This window comes from Arcticibacter sp. MXS-1 (assembly GCF_041902385.1).
GTDB lineage: Bacteria > Bacteroidota > Bacteroidia > Sphingobacteriales > Sphingobacteriaceae > Arcticibacter.
Map to the genome: position 1 here is coordinate 1,860,631 of NZ_CP169244.1, position 15,511 is coordinate 1,876,141.

At 47.4% G+C, this 15,511-nt stretch carries 12 protein-coding genes, 2 tRNA genes and 1 riboswitch; of the genes, 7 read left to right on the forward strand and 7 right to left on the reverse strand.

Features of this window, described 5'->3' with window-relative positions; translation table 11 throughout:
• Positions 1-11 precede the first annotated feature (11 nt).
• The 3 genes from ACES2C_RS08010 to ACES2C_RS08020 all read left to right on the forward strand — a co-directional run bounded on the left by ACES2C_RS08010 (position 12) and on the right by ACES2C_RS08020 (position 3,155).
• Entirely contained in the window at positions 12-944 is a 933-nt protein-coding gene (locus ACES2C_RS08010) for a homoserine kinase (RefSeq protein WP_374166452.1), read from the forward strand.
• Positions 945-987: 43 nt separating this feature from the next.
• Positions 988-2,292 carry a threonine synthase gene (gene thrC, locus ACES2C_RS08015; RefSeq protein ID WP_374166453.1) on the forward strand — a complete coding sequence of 435 codons (1,305 nt, stop codon included), beginning with the start codon at positions 988-990 and terminating at the stop codon, positions 2,290-2,292.
• Positions 2,293-2,543: 251 nt separating this feature from the next.
• Positions 2,544-3,155: an HAD family hydrolase gene (locus ACES2C_RS08020; protein WP_374166454.1), complete on the forward strand. Its 612-nt coding sequence runs from the start codon at positions 2,544-2,546 to the stop codon at positions 3,153-3,155.
• 307 nt (positions 3,156-3,462) lie between these two features.
• Here ACES2C_RS08020 and metF read toward each other — a convergent pair whose 3' ends face one another.
• The 4 genes from metF to ACES2C_RS08040 all read right to left on the reverse strand — a co-directional run bounded on the left by metF (position 3,463) and on the right by ACES2C_RS08040 (position 9,498).
• On the reverse strand, positions 3,463-4,416 hold the full coding sequence (metF, locus tag ACES2C_RS08025; protein WP_374166455.1) for a methylenetetrahydrofolate reductase [NAD(P)H]: 954 nt from the start codon (positions 4,414-4,416) through the stop codon (positions 3,463-3,465).
• Complete coding sequence (locus ACES2C_RS08030; protein ID WP_374166456.1) at positions 4,413-4,820, reverse strand: four helix bundle protein; 408 nt, start codon at positions 4,818-4,820, stop codon at positions 4,413-4,415. Before ACES2C_RS08030 ends, metF begins: the two co-directional genes overlap by 4 nt.
• A 102-nt stretch (positions 4,821-4,922) precedes the next feature.
• Positions 4,923-8,585, reverse strand: a complete 3,663-nt coding sequence (gene metH / locus ACES2C_RS08035; protein ID WP_374166457.1) for a methionine synthase — start codon at positions 8,583-8,585, stop codon at positions 4,923-4,925.
• 103 nt (positions 8,586-8,688) lie between these two features.
• Positions 8,689-8,804: riboswitch (SAM riboswitch) on the reverse strand.
• Positions 8,805-8,931: 127 nt separating this feature from the next.
• On the reverse strand, positions 8,932-9,498 hold the full coding sequence (locus tag ACES2C_RS08040) for a hypothetical protein (RefSeq protein ID WP_374166458.1): 567 nt from the start codon (positions 9,496-9,498) through the stop codon (positions 8,932-8,934).
• A gap of 239 nt (positions 9,499-9,737) precedes the next feature.
• Between ACES2C_RS08040 and ACES2C_RS08045 the strand changes: the two genes are divergently transcribed.
• Positions 9,738-11,042 carry a S41 family peptidase gene (locus tag ACES2C_RS08045; RefSeq protein ID WP_374166459.1) on the forward strand — a complete coding sequence of 435 codons (1,305 nt, stop codon included), beginning with the start codon at positions 9,738-9,740 and terminating at the stop codon, positions 11,040-11,042.
• Between the two features lie 11 nt (positions 11,043-11,053).
• A complete protein-coding gene (locus ACES2C_RS08050) occupies positions 11,054-11,350 on the forward strand; it encodes a hypothetical protein (protein WP_374166460.1) in 297 nt (98 codons plus the stop codon).
• A gap of 7 nt (positions 11,351-11,357) precedes the next feature.
• Here the strand turns inward: ACES2C_RS08050 and ACES2C_RS08055 are convergent, their stop codons facing one another.
• The 3 genes from ACES2C_RS08055 to era all read right to left on the reverse strand — a co-directional run bounded on the left by ACES2C_RS08055 (position 11,358) and on the right by era (position 14,261).
• The gene (locus ACES2C_RS08055; protein WP_374166461.1) at positions 11,358-11,585 is read right to left on the reverse strand and encodes a hypothetical protein; all 228 of its coding nucleotides are present in this window, start codon (positions 11,583-11,585) and stop codon (positions 11,358-11,360) included.
• 10 nt (positions 11,586-11,595) lie between these two features.
• A complete protein-coding gene (der, locus tag ACES2C_RS08060; protein WP_374166462.1) occupies positions 11,596-12,897 on the reverse strand; it encodes a ribosome biogenesis GTPase Der in 1,302 nt (433 codons plus the stop codon).
• A gap of 485 nt (positions 12,898-13,382) precedes the next feature.
• Positions 13,383-14,261: a GTPase Era gene (gene era / locus ACES2C_RS08065; RefSeq protein WP_374166463.1), complete on the reverse strand. Its 879-nt coding sequence runs from the start codon at positions 14,259-14,261 to the stop codon at positions 13,383-13,385.
• A gap of 141 nt (positions 14,262-14,402) precedes the next feature.
• Here era and ACES2C_RS08070 point away from each other — a divergent pair.
• Both ACES2C_RS08070 and ACES2C_RS08075 read left to right on the forward strand, forming a co-directional pair.
• Positions 14,403-14,475, forward strand: a tRNA-Met gene (locus ACES2C_RS08070).
• A 38-nt stretch (positions 14,476-14,513) separates the two neighbouring features.
• A tRNA-Glu gene (locus ACES2C_RS08075) sits at positions 14,514-14,585 on the forward strand.
• Positions 14,586-15,511 lie beyond the last annotated feature (926 nt).

Genomic DNA, 15,511 nt, shown 5'->3' on the forward strand with positions numbered 1-15,511 from the left:
AGAGTAACAGTATGAAAGAATCAATACAAGTTTTTGCTCCGGCCACAGTGGCCAATGTCGTTTGTGGATTTGATGTGCTCGGTTTTGCTGTAAATGCACCGGGCGATGAAGTGATTATGCGGCGAAAGGAAACGCCGGGAGTTTCCATTAAGAAAATAACGGGCGATGAAGGACGACTTCCCCTTGATGCTGAAAAAAATACAGTGAGTGCCAGCGTTCAGCACTACCTCCGTCATATCGGACGTGAGGATGTGGGTGTAGAAATAGAACTGCATAAGAAAATGCCTATAGGAAGCGGGCTTGGGTCCAGCTCGGCCAGTACCGTTGCCGGACTCTTTGCTATCAATACTCTTCTTAACTCACCATTGAGCCGGCAGGAACTGGTGCCCTTCGCCATGAAAGGGGAAGAACTCGCTTGCGGGTCAGGGCACGCGGATAACGTAGCTCCTGCACTCTTAGGCGGCTTTGTGCTTATCAGGAGCTACGATCCCCTCGACATTATTAAACTTCCCTATCCCGAATCGCTCTACTGTGCAATTGTATTTCCTGAGGTGGACGTGCCCACGCGCGACGCACGCAGGATGATACGCAGTAAGGTGTTGCTGAAGGATGCTGTGGTGCAGTGGGGAAATGTAGCGGGACTGGTGACTGGCCTCTTCATGAAAGACATTGAACTGATGGCGAGGAGTATGAAGGATGTCCTGGTTGAGCCTGTAAGATCAATTCTGATCCCGGATTTTGAAAAGCTGAGAGAGACGGCGCTGAAAGCGGGCGCCATCACCTTCGGGATCTCCGGGTCGGGCCCTTCTGTGTTTTCATTTGCCAAAGATGAAGCGGCAGCACATCATATTGTTGAAATGCTTCAGGCTCATCTCTCGGGCATGAAAATAGGAAGCCTCGGTTATGTTTCGGCCATAAATGGGGAAGGCCCAAAAGTGTTATAACTGTTCTTAAATTCATACATCTCACACTTAAAAGAATAAGAAATTGAAACTTCATAGTACAAATAATCCTGGTGTCACGGTTGATTTCAAGGAGGCGGTGTTTAACAGTATGCCGCAGGACAAAGGCCTTTATATGCCCATCAGTATTCCAGAGCCTGATCGGGAGTTTATTGATCGCCTGGAAACTTTTTCCCTCAAGGATATTGCCTTTAAAGTTGCAGGCGATCTGTTGCAGGGCGCTATCCCCCACGAAGACCTGAAGGCAATTGTGGAAGAAGCGATCAATTTTCCAGCCCCTGTTGTAAAGCTCGACGAAAGTACCTATGTGCTCGAACTTTTCCACGGGCCGTCGCTCGCCTTTAAAGACTTTGGAGCGAGGTTCATGAGCCGGGTCATGGGCTATTTTATGCAGGAGGGCGAAAAGACTTTAAACGTGCTTGTAGCTACTTCGGGAGATACAGGAGGCGCGGTGGCCTTAGGTTTTCTGGGAGTTCCGAATACGCAGGTGACCATCCTGTATCCGAAAGGAAAGGTAAGCCCGATTCAGGAACTGCAACTCACAACTAACGGCGGAAATATCAGGGCTCTGGAGATAAATGGAACGTTTGACGACTGTCAGGCTCTCGTGAAGCAGGCATTTGTTGACAAGGAATTGAATGAGCGTTTTCGTCTTACCTCAGCAAACTCGATTAACATTGCACGGCTTATTCCTCAGACATTCTATTATTTCAATGCCTACGCTCAACTGAAAAGAGAAGGGAAAGAAGATGTTGTTTTTTCAGTTCCAAGCGGGAACTTCGGCAATATCGGAGCCGGCCTGCTCGCCTGGAAGATGGGGCTGCCAGTTAAACAGTTTATTGCCGCCACAAATACAAACGACACAGTGCCCCAGTTCTTTAAGTCGGGCTTATTCGAACCCAAGCCTTCAGTAGCTACCCTTTCCAATGCGATGGATGTAGGGAATCCGAGCAACTGGGTTCGTATTATGAACCTATTTGCTGATGATCCGGAAGCTTTGAAGAAAGTTGTAACTGCGGCAAGCTATACTGACGAACAAACCAGAGAGGCGGTTAATACAGTCTTTGATCAGTATAACTACGTTGTTTGCCCGCATACCGCCATTGCATGGCGTGCTATTGCCGACTACAGGGAAAGAAGCGGAGATTACGACAGTACAGCTGTCTTTCTGTCAACAGCGCATCCCTGCAAGTTTCCCGACGTTTACGAGGAGACAATGGCGGCAAGCATACAGATCCCAGATCAGGTCAGCCTCCTTCAGGGTAAACCCAAACAGGCTGTGGAACTGGATGCTGATTTTAAGTCGTTTAAGGAGTTTTTAATGAAGTAGAGGCGGGCTTTCGTCGAACAGGAGAAGGCTGGCACGCCGATCGACAATGATTGTGAAACTACGGAAGCTAGCGTCTTGCCCGGAAGCCGAAGCCAGACAGCGGGCCTTGGCTGCCTCGTTCTTCTGAATGTTGGGGGCACGCCGTATAGCTTCGGGAATGTTTAAGACCAGCAATAACCCCGGTACTACTGAATTTTTGTGATTTAGTATCAACACACGCTGGTATATTAGCGTCTGTCTAAAATTGAGGAATGATAAAAGCAGTTATATTCGATTTAGGAGGTGTTCTCATTGACTGGAACCCCCGCTATCTTTATCGGAAGATATTTAGGCAGGAAGAGGATATAGACCTTTTTCTGGAACGTGTTTGCACGCCTGCCTGGAATGAAGAGCAGGATGGAGGCAGATCCCTTGCAGAAGCGACGGAGACCCTGATTAAGGAGTTCCCCGAACAGCAGGAGTACATAAGAGCTTATTACGACCGGTGGGAAGAAATGCTTAAAGGCCCGATCGGGGGAACTGTCGAGCTGTTTAAGCAGATAAAAGACAGCGGAAGGTTTGGTGTCTATGCTTTAACCAATTGGTCGGCTGAAACATTTCCTATAGCTGTGCAGCGATATGATTTTCTAAGCTGGTTCGACGGTATTCTTGTCTCCGGCGACGAAAAACTGAAAAAACCCGCACCGGAATTCTATGAATTATTGCTTTCCCGATATAGCTTGCTGGCTGAGGAATCAGTTTTCATCGATGATAGTTTGAGAAACGTTGAAGCGGCGAGAAAAGTCGGCATCAGGTCTGTTCACTTTAAATCGGCTGCACAACTTGCAACAGAGCTCGGGCCTCTTTTGGATATGAGGTTTTAGAGAATCGCTCTTTCATGCGATGTTCTTGCGGGCATTGCCACAAGGTCAGAGGTGGAGCTGTCAGAAGCCTAAGCGATGAATTGGACGACATGAAATTTGCCAAAGATTTTGATGTCCTGAACAGTAGGTTTTTCTCTTATTAAAGAAGAGGTCGCCTCATAAGCGAGTCAGCCTCTTCTTTTCAGCATCTTATTGTAGTAGTTCATTCTTCAAGCCCCAATTCTTTTATTAGCGCCCGGGCAGAATTAAGACTTTGATGTGCTTTTTCCGAAGGCGGTCTTCGGTAGGCCTTCTGGATCTCTTTTTCTTAAAAGACTGCCTGCGCTATACGTTTGGTGGGCTCGGGATTTCCCATCGTATAGAAATGGAGTACAGGCGCGCCGAATTTCACCAGCTCCTTACACTGGGCAATCATCCATTCAATTCCCGTCTCTTTTACATCCGCTTCAGATTTGCACGCTGCCACCGCCTCGCTTAGCTCAAGCGGAATATCAATATGAAAGATCTTGGGAAGGTTGATCAACTGCTTCGAGGAAGTGATCGGCTTTAAGCCGGGAATAATAGGAATGTTGATCCCGTGTTGCCGGCACTGGTCAACAAAGCTGAAATACTTCTGGTTGTCGAAAAACATCTGCGTTACAATGAAGTTGGCTCCCATATCCACCTTCTTCTTCAGGTAACGGAAATCAGTTTCCATATTAGGGGCCTCGAAGTGCTTTTCGGGATATGCTGCTACCCCGATGCAAAAGTCTGTGCGGTTAGCGTCGTGATCCTCGTGCAGGTATCTTCCCTGGTTAAGGCCCATAACCTGCTCCAGAAGGTCGCAGGCGTATGCGTGGCCTCCGGGAGTTGGGATAAATGCGGGATCTGTCTTGCGTGCATCTCCCCGGAGAACCAGCACATTGTCAATCCCCAGGAACTGCAGGTCGATCAGTGCGTTCTCAGTCTCTTCCCTGGTGAAGCCACCGCAGATCAGATGAGGCACCGCGTCTACCTTGTACCGGTTAATAATGGCTGCACAAATAGCAACAGTCCCTGGCCGTTTGCGGTAGGTCACCTTCTCAAGCAAACCGTTCGGATGCTGCTTGTAAATGTAATCCTCCCGGTGGTAGGTCACATCAATAAAGGGAGGCTTGAACTCCATCAGCGGATCGATCGCATTATAGATTTGCTGAATACTCTGGCCCTTTACCGGAGGAAGTAATTCAAAAGAGAAAAGAGTCTTTCCGTTCGCGTTCGCTATATGTTCGGTAATTTTCATTGAGTTGCAGGTTGTATGTTTTGAGTTGCGGGTTCGGTACAGTTATTAAAATATCTGATGAGCCCGTTTAATAGTTTCCTTGTTATTTCAAGTCGATTGAGATTTTGTTGAAGAACGTTCGATGCTATAAAACCTAAATCGAAGCTAAGATAAAGCTGAGTCTCCAGTTCATAAACACTTCCTCTTGCTATATAGATAAAATGCAGGCTGTCTTTCTTGTGAAATCTCCCGCAGCCTTCAGCAATGTTAGAAGGGATGGAAATGACGCTTCTCCTGATCTGGCTTGTTAGCCCAAATTGCTCCTCTTTCGGATAGGAGTTTGTTGCAGAATAAATGGAAGAGACCAGTATTCTGGCCTCACGCCCGACGTCAAGGTCCGTGTAGTTTTTAAAATCTTTGCTCATCAAACTTGTCTTACAAGATTAGTGATTATATCGCATCAATTCTTCAGCATAAGACACTCGCAACCTACAACCTACAACCCACAACATGCAACTCCCCATCCATCAATATGCCAGATTCGGTCCCAGCCATCTCTCCACTTCTTCCAGCGGTTCGTTCCTTCTTGCCGCATAATCTTCCACCTGGTCGCGGGTGATCTTGCCGAGTCCGAAATAGCGCGACTGAGGATGCGAGAAATAGAATCCGCTCACTGACGCGGCCGGGTACATTGCCAGACTTTCAGTAAGATGAATGCCCGTGCTTTCTTCTGCTTTTAACAGGTTGAAAAGTGTCCGTTTTTCGGTATGATCCGGGCATGCGGGATAACCTGGCGCAGGGCGTATGCCCTGATAGCGCTCCTTGATGAGCTCTTCGTTACTCAGATGCTCATCATTCGCGTATCCCCAGTACTCACGACGCACCAGTTCATGCATCTTCTCCGCAAAGGCCTCCGCAAGCCGGTCGGCGAGCGCTTTGGCCATGATGCTGTTGTAATCGTCGTGGTCCTTCTCGAACTGAGCCACCAGTTCGTCGCAGCCAATGCCTGCAGTTACGGCAAAGCCGCCAAAATAATCTGATATCCCCGATTCTTTTGGTGCAATAAAATCGGAGAGCGCATAGTAGGGCTCCCCTTTTGTTTTCTCCGTCTGCTGTCTTAATGTGTGAATAGTTACAACTTGCTCCTTCACCTGAAGCTCAATATCGTCTCCTGCAGATGCCGCCGGCCAGAACCCTATAACCGCTCTCGCTTTCAGTAACTTATTCCGCACAATTCGTTCTAACAGGACTTGAGCATCGTCAAACAGTTTCTTTGCTTCTGTTCCGACAACTTCATCATTGAATATTTTGGGATAACTGCCCCTTAGTTCCCAGGTATGGAAGAATGGCGTCCAGTCGATATACGGTACCAGTTCCTCGAGGGGAAAGTCGTCAAATACCCTGGTGCCTGTAAACGAAGGCGTTTTCTTTACAACCTCTCCCAAGTCTATCCGGAAGCGGTTACTACGTGCCTCCTCTATGCTCAGATAACGCTTATCCGACCGCTTATTTAAATGCGCTTCCCGCGCTTTTGCGTACTCCTCTTTGACGGTCTTTATGTACGTCTCCCGGGTTTCCCTGTTCATCAGATTGCTGCATACAGTCACGCTTCTTGAGGCATCCAGAACGTGAATAGCAGGGCCTGAATAATTAGGGTCGATTTTTACGGCGGCGTGGATGCGCGAAGTAGTAGCACCCCCGATCAGGAGAGGGATCTTGAATCCTTCCCGCTCCATCTCTTTGGCAAAGTGAACCATCTCGTCGAGAGATGGAGTGATGAGACCGCTCAACCCGATAATGTCTACTTGCTCTTCCTTCGCCTTTCGGATAATATTTTGAGCAGGCACCATAACGCCCATATCAATCACTTCGAAATTATTGCAGGCCAGTACTACGCCGACGATGTTTTTGCCAATGTCGTGAACGTCTCCCTTTACGGTGGCCATCAGGACCTTACCTGCTGAGCTGGAGCTGTTCCCATCCGGATTCTTTAATTTTTCCGCTTCAATGAAGGGGAGCAGGTAGGCTACCGCCTTTTTCATAACACGTGCCGACTTCACCACCTGAGGCAGGAACATCTTTCCTGCTCCAAACAGATCACCAACGATGTTCATCCCGTTCATCAGCGGCCCTTCAATCACCTGAAGCGGACGATCATATTTCTGTCTCGCTTCTTCCACATCGTCGTCCAGATACTCGATTATTCCTTTCACCAGCGAATGTGAAAGTCGGTCCTCTACAGTTCCATGGCGCCATTCTTCATCTTTTACAGCTCCTTTCCCTTTCGCCTTTACTGTTTCGGCAAAGTCGACGAGTCGCTCGGTCGCATCAGGCCGCCTGTTGAGCAGCACGTCTTCCACCTTTTCGAGCAGCTCCCCGGGGATCTCCTCGTATACCTCCAGCATGCCGGCGTTGACGATCCCCATATCGAGCCCCGCCTTAATCGCGTGATAAAGAAAAGCTGAATGCATAGCTTCCCGTACCACGTTGTTCCCGCGAAAAGAGAAAGATATATTCGAAACCCCTCCGCTCACTTTAGCCAGCGGAAGGTTCTCTTTGATCCAGCGGGTGGCATTAATGAAGTCTACAGCATAGTTATTGTGCTCTTCGAGACCGGTGGCTACAGTGAGGATGTTAGGATCAAAAATGATATCTTCAGGAGGAAAGCTGACCTCCTTAACCAGGATGTCGTATGAGCGTTTGCAGATCTCTATTCTTCTCTGGTAATTGTCGGCTTGTCCAGCTTCGTCAAAAGCCATCACAACCACAGCAGCGCCGTACTGCATGATACGTCGGGCGTGTGCAATGAACTTTTCCTCCCCTTCCTTCAGGGATATGGAGTTAACGATCCCTTTACCCTGCAGGCATTTTAATCCTGCTTCAATAACACTCCATTTTGAGGAGTCGACCATGATCGGCAGTTTTGCTATATCGGGCTCGGATGCCAGAAGATTAAGGAATTTAGTCATCGCAGCCTCAGAGTCGAGCATCCCTTCATCCATGTTCACGTCGATCACCTGTGCTCCGCCTTCTACCTGCTGACGCGCAACGGTTAGCGCTGCTTCATAGTCGCCTCCAAGGATCAGCTTCGAAAATTTGGGAGAACCGGTGATATTGGTTCGTTCGCCGATATTGACAAAGTTCGCCGCGGGAGTAACTGTAACCGGTTCCAGTCCACTCAATCTGAGGAACGGTTCTACCTGGGGCACTTTTCTGGGCTCGTGCTTCGCCGCTCGTTCAGCAATACATCTGATGTGATCAGGAGTGGTGCCGCAGCATCCGCCTACTATATTTACAAAGCCGTGGGCCATGAAGTCGTCTACGAGATGGGCTGTATCATGCGGCACCTCGTCGTAAGCTCCGAACTCGTTGGGAAGACCTGCGTTCGGGTAGGCAGACACATAACAGGGCGCTTTCAAAGCAAGCTCCTCAATGTGTGGACGCATCTCCTTCGCTCCGAGAGCGCAGTTTAGTCCGATGCTGAGCAAATTACCATGACTAAGGGAATTCAAGAAAGCCTCAACGGTTTGACCCGACAAGGTCCTCCCGCTTGCATCGGTAATCGTCCCCGAGATCATGATGTCAAGCTTTCTGCCCAAGACCTTTTCATACTCCTTGATGGCAAAGACAGCCGCCTTCGCGTTTAACGTATCGAATATGGTTTCGATCAGGAGAACATCAGCGCCGCCATCTACCAGGCCGCGCACCTGCTCATCGTATGCCTGCACCAGATCATCAAACGTCACGGCGCGATAGCCGGGGTCGTTCACATCGGGCGACATAGAAGCGGTACGATTGGTAGGCCCAATCGCCCCGGCGACAAAACGGGGCTTCGCCGGATCCTTTTGCGTAAACTCGAGGGCTACCGACTTCGCGATACGGGCGCCTTCGTAGCTTAACTCATAGGAGAGGTGCTCCATCTGGTAGTCGGCCATGGAGATCCGCTGCGTGCTGAAGGTGTTGGTTTCAATAATATCCGCACCTGCCCTCAAATATTCCGTGTGGATCTCCCGGATAACGTCAGGCCTGGTCAGATTGAGCAGATCATTATTGCCCTTTACATCACAGGGATGATCCTTAAACCGTTCGCCCCGGAAGTCCTCTTCACCGAGACCATAGCGCTGGATCATCGTTCCCATTGCGCCGTCGATGATGAGGATCCTTTTATCTAGTTCTTTCCTAATGTCCATTATAAGTTCTGGGTTGGATGTAGCGGGTTGCCGGCAACACACAACTCGCCACCTGCAACCTGTAATTCCGCTTATTTTCGAAAATCCTCCGGATTCTGACTTAAACTTATCTTCTCTTTACCTCGATGTGGTGATAGTAAAGAATAGAATTTAGCACCTTGTAAGCACAGGTTGCTAAGACTTCGCAGGGTCTACTCCCTCCGTCTTTCTCAATAAGCATCACAAAAATGCGATAAAAAATGCTGAAAAGCAAATAGGTAGATGGCTGGCAGCGGAAAGCTATGAAGCGTCAGAAAATAGCTGGGACCCATTAGTAGCGGTAATGGGTAGAATGGTATCTGTCAGCCTACGTCAGTCGTTTCATTAGCTGTTCTTCCACGTTTTTGAATACCTGGATGGGCTTCAGGTTCTTCCAGACCATATTGTCCAGCCGGCCTCCGAAGTTGATATAGTAGTCGATGTTGCTTCTCTTAAACTCGTCGATCACGTGATCTCTGAAATTTACTGCTGCAATCCAGCCGTCCTCCACATCCTGGAACCATTCTTCATAGTACAGATCGTCTGATGAATGAAAGTTCAGGATGTTCTCTCCGATAAGGATAAACTTGTTGATCCCTTCCTTCATCATCAGTTCAATGATCTCTCTTTTGAGCAGCATGACGTCGTTGTAGATCGTGTCATTCCATTCCCCGATAAACTCTATAATGGCGTACTGCTGGTCGTAGTCGGCAAAAAGGATCTTTATGTAGAGTGTCTGTGATCCAAAGTAGTCCCACTGGGGGTGGATGTAGTAGTTATAGATCTTTTTATCAAACTCAAACTCACTGTACTCGGTCTGATAAAAGGGAGACCGCTCATCCTCTGCAGCTACATAATCATCTCGCCAGCGATAAAAAGGCTCTATATCATGCATAATTTTATTTTTTAATAAAGATACGTAGAAGTGCTCTATTTATTTTAAAACTTTTCAATCAAACTGCTTGCCTTTACCGTATATTTAGTAACTGCCTGTGAAATATTTTGTTGTGCATATCTCAAGTTACAAAGTTGGGGTAAAACAACAAATAAGCCTCCTTATCTGGCTTTTTGTTTAAAAATTTCCGGCAATTGTGGGTATAGTAATAGTATTTTAGCGTTCGAAATAGAAGAGCTTTGTCTACGAAGAAGAATTTAATAATTGCGGGATGTTATGCAGGGACGTTAGTATTGGGTATGGTCCTTGGCCCCAAGTTTCAGAAAGATAGCAGCAGTTCACTTAACGGCACTTTCATTCCTTTTCTGCCGGGCGGAAGGGAGGAGAAGGTAGAGCAAGTATTCAACATCATCAAGGAGAAATATGTCGACCCGGTAAATGTGGACTCGCTTCAGGATCTGGCGATCAACGATGTCCTGAAAACGCTCGACCCGCACTCGTCTTATCTGCCTCCGGTTGATGCAAAGCAGCTTTCTGACGATCTGGAGGGAAATTATAACGGCATCGGTATTGAATATCAGCTCTTAAATGATACCCTGCTTGTTACAGGTGTAAATAAAATGGGGCCTGCTGCTAAAGCCGGGTTAAAAGCCGGCGACCGGATCCTGGAGATAAATAAGGTAAATATCGCCGGAAAGCAGGCTACCAATAAAAGGATTGTTGAGCTGATCAGGGGAAGAAGAGGGACAGCCGCGCAGCTTACCATCCGCACGCCCGGCCGGCGCGACCGTGTTGTTGCAGTTACAAGGGACAAGATTACAGTAAGTAGCATCGATGTAGCTTATATGATTGCTCCAGCTGTCGGTTATGTTAAAATAAGCCGGTTCGGAGCCCGGACGGATGAGGATTTTGTGCGTGAACTGGATCTGCTGAAAAAGCACGGGATGCAAAGCCTTATTCTGGATCTTCGCGAAAATGGTGGCGGCTACCTCAGTGCCGCAACTTCTCTCTGCGATCAGTTCCTTGGCGAGAAAAAGCTGATCGTTTATACAAAAGGAACACATGAACCCCGAACTGACTACTATGCAACTGCCGACGGTAAATTTCAAACCGGTAAGCTCGTTGTGCTGATCGACGAGAATACAGCATCAGCAAGCGAAGTAGTGGCAGGAGCAATACAGGACTTAGACAGGGGGACAGTTATTGGCAGGCGATCTTTTGGAAAGGGGCTGGTCCAGGAGCAATTTAACTTCGGCGACGGATCTGCTCTGAACTTAACGGTAGCGCGGTATTATACGCCATCCGGCCGCTCTATTCAGAAAAACTATAAAGAAGGTACTAATGCATATTTTGAAGAGATATTAAACCGGCATAAGACAGGCGAGCTTAGCTCAAGCCGGCAGCACCTCGTTGATAGTCTATATAAAAAGGGTAAGGTGTATAAGACGGTGTCAGGCCGGCCTATTTATGGAGGAGGGGGGTTATGCCCGATATATATGTGCCTATTGACACCTCTGGATATAACGATTATTATTTTGCTCTGAATGCAAAAGGAGTGTTAAATGATTTTCTTTATCACTCCCTGATCAGGGAGCCTGTGCCACCGGCCATCAGTCAGTTTATTACGAGCTTTAAAATTTCAGAAACGCATCACCAGGCACTGCTCTCACTTGCAAAATCAAAGGGCCTTACATACAACCACCGCTTGTTCACAATGGCTCGTCGGCATATTGATCTGGATTTAAAATCCCGTCTCGCCCGATACTATTTCGGTGAAGATGGCTATTATAAAGTCATCAATGCTGAAGATCAGGTGATATCACGGTCGCTCGCTTTCCTCAAGCAACCGTGATGATTTTTTATTTTCTGGTGCCGCCCTGCTGGGAGTTGTCCTCAGATAGGGAGTCAACGCTATCCAAACTACTTGCCGACGTGTCGGCATTCAGTTCCTGCTGAAGCAGGGAGTCGGCAGAACGTACAGCTTCAATAGAGTCTTTATCGTCTGTTTCTTCGCGTGGCCCTCCGTTTTTACACGATGCAAGCGCAAGACAAGAAACAATAGCAAGCATAGATAATGTGGTTTTCATAGTATTCAGATTACTTCTGGCGGAAATATACTTGAATAGGAACACCGCTGAAGTCAAAATGTTCTCGAAGCTTATTCTCCAGGAATCTCTTGTAGGGCTCCCGGATGTACTGGGGAAGGTTACAGAAGAACGCAAATATCGGAGAAGAGCCGTTCAGTTGAGTAATGTACTTGATCTTTACATACTTGCCCTTTAGGGAAGGAGGCGGAAAACTTTCAATGATAGGCAGCATAACCTCATTCAGTTTTGAGGTAGGGATCTTCTTGTTTTTGTTTTCGTACACCTCGTTTGCCGCTTCTATCGCCCGGAAAATGCGTTGTTTCTCCGTTACCGAGGTAAAGACAATCGGGACATCACTGAACGGAGAGATCTTATTCCTGATCTGTTCTTCAAACGCCTTAGTGGTCTTATGATCCTTTTCAATCAAATCCCACTTGTTGATCAGGATGACTATTCCCTTCTTGTTTTTTTCGCCCAGGTGGAAAATATTGATGTCTTGTGATTCAATGCCTTCCACTGCATCGATCATTAAAATGATCACATCTGCTTCTTCAAGCGCCTTGATAGTCCGCATCACTGAGTAGAACTCGATATTCTCCTTCACCTTCGTCTTTTTGCGAAGCCCTGCCGTGTCGATGAGCATAAACTCATGCCCATACTGATTGTAATGTATGTGGATAGAATCCCTTGTTGTTCCGGCAATAGGAGTCACAATGTTTCTTTGCTGGCCGATTAGGGCATTGATAAGCGACGATTTGCCCACATTTGGCCTCCCTACGATTGCATATTTGGGAAGCTTTGTGTCGTCAGGTTCTTCCTCTTTGAAGTGTTTTACTACCTCGTCAAGAAGTTCACCCGATCCTGATCCGGTCATAGAAGAAATAGGATAGATCTCACCGAGCCCAAAGCTGTAAAACACATGTGTGTCGTTGAGCAGCTGGATATTATCTACTTTGTTTGCCACTACAAACACCGGTTTATTACTTCTTCTCAGGATGTCAGCGATGCTGTCGTCCAGGTCAGTAGCGCCGGTGGTCACATCTACCATAAAAATGATAACTGTTGCCTCTTCAATAGCGATCATTACCTGCTCGCGGATCGCTGTTTCAAACAAGTCCTCCGAGTGAGCCACGTATCCTCCCGTATCCACTACGGTAAAAGTTTTGCCGATCCACTCGGCCACTCCATAATGCCTGTCGCGCGTCACCCCACTGTAGTCGTCGACGATTGCCTTTCTCGATTCCGTCAAACGATTGTACAATGTAGATTTTCCTACATTCGGCCTTCCTACTATTGCTACTATATTACTCATGTTTTTTTGCTATTAGCGATTGGCGGTTGGCAATCAGCCCTGTTTAGGGCTTTCAGCAGTCAGCCTTCAGCAATCAGCTATTTTACTTATTCTCTAAATTCTCTAACGCTTAAGTTTTCTGCTTTTGGCTTCGTGCTTTCTGCTATCTGCCTTCAGCCCTGTTTGGGGCTTTCAGCAGTCAGCCTCAGCAATCAGCTATTTTACTTATTCTTTAAATTCTCTAACGTTTAAGCTTTCTGTTTTTGGCTTTCTGCTTTCTGCTTTCGGCCTTTAGCCCTGTTTGGGGCTTTCAGCAGTCAGCCTTCAGCAATCAGCAATTTTACTTATTATCTAAATTCTCTAACGCTTTAAGCTTTTGGCTTTCTGCTTTCGGCCTTCTGCCTTCTGCTTTTGGATTTCTGCTTTCGGCCTGCAGCATCAACTTTCTTACAACTTACAACCCACAACCCATAACCCATAACCCACAACCCATAACCCATAGCCCACTAGTCCTCGTATCCGAACTGCTTCAGATAATTTTTTCTGTTACGCCAGTCAGATATGACTTTCACAAACAGCTCGAGGAATACTTTTTTCTGCAGGAAGTCTTCTATGTCCTTACGTGCGTATGTGCCAACTCTTTTCATCATTTCTCCGCCTTTGCCGATCAGGATATTCTTTTGCGAATCCCGCTCGACTATGATCTCAGCACTTATCCGGTTAATATTCTCTTCTTCCTTGAAGGCTGTAATGATCACTTCCGTACTGTACGGAATTTCCTTCTGATACAAATTAAAGATCTTCTCCCTAATAATCTCAGATACAAAGAACCTTTCTGAGCGGTCAGTCAGCGTATCCTTCTCGTAATACGCAGGATGTTCGGGGAGGTTCTCCAGAATGAAATCCATTACCGACTGCACATTATGCTGATGGAGTGCTGACACAGCGAATACTTCTTTAGGGTTCAGTTGCTCCTGCCAGTAGGCGATCTTGCCCAGTACATCCTGCTGAGATGACGTGTCGATCTTGTTAACGATCACCGCAATGGGGGAGAGGGTACCTCTAAGTTTCTCAATAATGTCCGATTCATCGAACCGCTCATTGATATCGGTCACTAGCAGAATAATATCAGCGTCAACAAGCGATTCGTCCACCGCGTCCATCATGCTCTCCTGAAGCCCATACTTCGGTTTGATCACCCCGGGGGTATCAGAAAAGACGATCTGATAGTCGTCCTCATTTACAATTCCCATGATCCGGTGCCTCGTTGTTTGAGCTTTCGGAGTGATGATAGACATCTTCTCCCCAACGAGAGAATTCATCAGTGTTGATTTCCCTGCATTTGGCTTCCCGACGATGCTGACGAACCCTGCTTTATGTGCCATAAATTTTTTTAAAAAAGATTTGGACTGCAAAGAAACGAAATTTATCTTTGCAGTCCAATTCAGACGGTGCCGGAAGTTAAAACGGTGAAGAAAAAAGCTCAAAAAGCTAAAATCTTAAGCCTTCGAAAAGGAAAAAAACAGTGCGGGGTGGAGCAGTTGGTAGCTCGTCGGGCTCATAACCCGAAGGTCGTCAGTTCGAGTCTGGCCCCCGCTACCGAAAAAGAATCGTGCGAGACGGTTCAGATGATTAATGGTCCATTCGTCTAGGGGTTAGGACGCAAGATTTTCATTCTTGAAACAGGGGTTCGATTCCCCTATGGACTACGATCCCGTTTTACGATGAGTAAAGCGGGATTTTTTTGTGCCTGCAGCGGCTTAAACTCTGGGGTGGACGTCCCGAAACAGTAACAAAAGTTGATCCGGGAGGAGTAAAAGTAAGATATTAGCGGGCGGAAATTAGTTACACGCACGAGTCGTTTAAAGCGGGCCGAGCAAAAAAGTAGGGGACTAAGCCTAAATTCTAAAAATCTGTACATGAAGAAAGAGACGCTCCCGATCCTGCTGGACTGAGTGCGAAGTGCTTTTATCCTCGCGTCGAACGATTCAGCAGAAGCGTTGATACTTCCGGCAACGCGGAAAGGCTGGCCCCATAGGTGATTAAGCAACGATTTCATATTGAGTTGAATTTAAACTTGTCAAAACGTCTGTCCCTGTCAGTTTTGCTTTTTGTCCGTATTGCAGCCTGACGAAACAAACGTAGAGAATAAATTTGCAGCGTCCTAATTATCAGGTCGCTGTGTCTGGAATTGGCTGAGATTGTCCGAAATTGTCTGGATTTGTCAGGGTCAGAAACTGCGGTTTTTCACCGCCTCGCAGCATACTGCCTGAGGCCAATTCGGGAATGCCGGGAGACAAGTTCGATCTTTGCCCGTCGTTTCTATTAGATTTCTCCGATGCCGCTTCAATCCGGCTCCGACGCCACCCGGAGAAAATTCGGAGCGGCACCGGAGCCGGGCTGTAAAAAGATAAATGCCGGGGCGCAGAAGTCTCGCATCCTTCCCGACCATGTCTCAGGGAAGGCGGGGCACAAGCGCTCTTATTTGCCGGGGTTGAAGTTTGAAATTTACGTCCTGCCACTGCTATGACATGCACGTCATGGCCGGAAATTTCGGCAGGGCGAGGCCCATTCAGCGGGTAAGAAGGCGTAGTTCCGTAACAAAACTGTTCTGCTTAGCCGACTTCAGAAAGAT